This window comes from Tetragenococcus muriaticus DSM 15685, assembly GCF_000423785.1.
GTDB lineage: Bacteria > Bacillota > Bacilli > Lactobacillales > Enterococcaceae > Tetragenococcus > Tetragenococcus muriaticus.
In genome coordinates this window covers 1-3050 of sequence record NZ_AUIQ01000098.1, presented here as the reverse complement: position 1 = coordinate 3050, position 3050 = coordinate 1, and the positions used below count along the sequence as shown (strand labels likewise).

Below are 3050 nucleotides of genomic sequence, written 5' to 3'. Positions count from 1 at the left end.
TTTTATATCCCTTACTGTCCATTTTTATATCCCTTACCCCCGTTTCGCTCTTACGCGCTTAATGGATACAAAACTCCTAGCAGTATATCCTAGCAGTATATATTAGTAGTATATATTAGCAGTCTATCTTAGAGCGCGCGACACTCAAGCTATATAGATATGAAATTAAACAAATTAAATCTTAACAATTCCATTTTATTCAAATTTTTCTAAAGAAACTAGCTCTTTTGCCAGCTATCATTTATACTTTAAACCAATACTTTTAGAGTATTAAAAAAGCACAAAGAAGATTTTTTCGGTAGGTCTTCTTTGCGCTTTTTTCTTTATTTTATTTTACATTTATCATCTTTAGAAATTTTCTCGGCATAAATGCGTGTTCTATTTTTTATTTTTACTCATCTTGATAGCAAAAAATGCCATTCCAATACAAAACCACATACCTATAATCGATAACCAAATAATACTCATAAAAGTACTCCTTTTTTGCAAACTTTATCATAAAAGATCCAAACGTTAAATGCCTTTATTTTGAATTTTAAAGGGGGCATTTTAGACATGAAAAAATAGACCAAAACGTTTGGCAAGTTTGTATTTTTTTACGCCATATTAAAACCAAAAATGAAATCCTTAACCCCACTATAGAACCAATCATTCACTTTAAAAGAACGAGAACCTTTTCATCATTGCTCCAAAATTTAAAATCATGTTGTCAAAATGCAAATGAATTGTTCTACCATGTTCCATCATTTTATGCGTTCTTTTCTCGTGTCCAATAACATGAGTTACTCGCAATGCGTTTCTCAATCAATGAGTAAAGGATATAAAAATGGACAACAAGGACAAAACAAGAAATCATCAAGCTAACCTCATAAATCTCAAAATTAGCGGTTTGTTTTCTTGCTGTTGCTTTTGAAAGGAAAGCTCGCTCCTTTTTCCCTGCGCAAGTATTCAAACAGCTGAGAGAGCTTTTGAGAGCTTTTTAAAGGGAAAGGGGCATTTATAAGACAGGGCAAAAGCTTTTCGCTTAGAAACGACTCATAGCTTCTCTAAGAACTTTTCACTTTCGCCTGTCCTTTTATACCTTTTTGAGTCCAAAAACGCTTAGAAAGCAAATGAACCCCGTTTATTGCTTATTATTCAGTTGTTGTTCGACATTCGCAAGAAAAGCTTGTTCGTTGCGTTCGTCTTCTTTTTGCCATTGCTCATTTAAAATATCGTTTGCTATGTCTGCAAATAAGTGCTTAAACGTGCCATAAAGATAGTTTTCCGTCGTGGTATGAATGGTATGGTCATCTTTTCGAGCATTCAAGATAATCCCAATAAACCGATGTAATTCTTTCGGCGTATTGCACCATTTACCTAATAAATCTATGCCCTCTTGATTTAAAAAGGTCGGATAACTTGCTTGATCTGTTAGAAACTCTTGAGCGTGGGTCATTAGGTCTTGGTTTTGTTGTTCAAGTTGTTCTGCCGTATATTTTTTGTTGGAAAAATCTAAGCTTGTTGTATCTATATTGTATCTATTTGTATCTAAGGGTTTATTAGTCTTGTCTAGATTGTGTCTCATTTCTGCACTTCCGCTATTACCAAGGGGTTTAGCGCTTTCTTGCTCGTTAGCATGTTTCTGATAGACATCTGTCGCAGTAACTTCTAAGTCGGCAAGATACAAACGATTCGGTTCATTTTTCCCTGTTTTGGGATTAAAGCCCATTCTTTTTTGTAAAAGCAGATTAGCGTCTTCTAGTTCTTTCTTTACTTTATTTGTCTTATCATTCGACCAATGACGTAGTTCTTTTAATTCTTGATTGGTGAAAATAAAGTAAACATTATCATCTTGGTTCTGTTGCAAAGTTTTAAATAAAGAATAAAATCCCTTACGGTATCTATGATTTAAGCTGGGATTCCCAATAATACCTTGATTTCAGTACAGACCGAAAACCCGAAGAGAGTGCCTTCTTTTCGGGTTTTCTTATATAATCCTCGGATGGCTTCCATGCCTTTAATCGTGGTAGAGGCAGTGCGTAAACTTCGATAGAATTTATTGCGTCTCTTTACTGGACGATGGTCTTGTTCAATCAAATTATTCAGGTATTTAATGGTACGATGTTCTGTCCCTTGATAAAAGCCGTATTCTTTTAGTTTCTTAAAGGCACTTGTAATAGAGGGGGCTTTATCTGTGACTACAACCTTCGGTTCATCAAACTGCTTCACTAACCGCTTAAGAAAAGCATAGGCTGCTTGTGTGTCCCGTTTTTTACGTAACCAAATATCCAAGGTTAAACCATCTGCATCGATGGCTCGATACAAATAATGCCATTTTCCTTTAATTTTGATGTACGTTTCATCCATTTTCCATGAATAAAAGGATTTTTTATTTTTCTTTTTCCAAATTTGATAGAGTAGTTTGCCATATTCTTGCACCCAACGATAAATCGTCGTATGAGAAACGTTAATGCCACGATCATATAAGATTTCTTGAACTTCACGATAGCTAAGGTTATAACGAAGATAGTAGCCCACGGCTACAATAATCACATCCTGCTGAAATTGCTTTCCTTTAAAATGATTCATCGTCATTCCTCCTGCTATCTTTTTCTATTATTCTACCTTATTTGATAGTAGATTTAAAACTTTGCAACAGAACCGTAAAATTAATCCGAACGCTGTTCGGACAAAAAAGATCAGCTTCCTTTAAAATGGTGTTTACCACAACCCCATCTTTTAGGAGCTGATCTTTTGTCTAGTATAACCTATTCCGAACGAATTAAAATCGAAACCTTTTGTGAACTAGGGCTGTCCAATATCCAAATGGGCGTTCGGCTGAACCGATCACCGTCAACAATTTCTTATGAATTATCTCGATGTCAACCTTATCAGGCTGAATTAGCACAAACAGATGCCGAATACAAGCGATCACGATGTGGTCGGAAAACTAAGCTGAGCGATGAGTTAAAGCAAAAAATTCTCAACCATTTACGTCTAAGCTGGTCACCAGGAATGATTGCTCACGAATTTAAACTAGCTACTAAATCTATTTATAATTGGCTAAA

3 protein-coding genes are annotated in these 3050 nt (G+C 35.1%); 1 reads left to right on the top strand and 2 read right to left on the bottom strand.

All coding sequences use genetic code 11. The annotated features are described in order from the left end of the window. Positions 1-1123: 1123 nt before the first annotated feature. Positions 1124-1849: a hypothetical protein gene (locus G577_RS11515; protein WP_051176778.1), complete on the bottom strand. Its 726-nt coding sequence runs from the start codon at positions 1847-1849 to the stop codon at positions 1124-1126. A gap of 41 nt (positions 1850-1890) precedes the next feature. Continuing rightward, complete coding sequence (locus G577_RS0110235; RefSeq protein WP_001015311.1) at positions 1891-2571, bottom strand: IS6-like element IS1216 family transposase; 681 nt, start codon at positions 2569-2571, stop codon at positions 1891-1893. A gap of 165 nt (positions 2572-2736) precedes the next feature. Here G577_RS0110235 and G577_RS0110230 point away from each other — a divergent pair. After that, positions 2737-3050, top strand: a 314-nt coding sequence (locus G577_RS0110230) for a helix-turn-helix domain-containing protein (RefSeq protein ID WP_028791080.1), incomplete at its 3' end; no start/stop codon positions are given.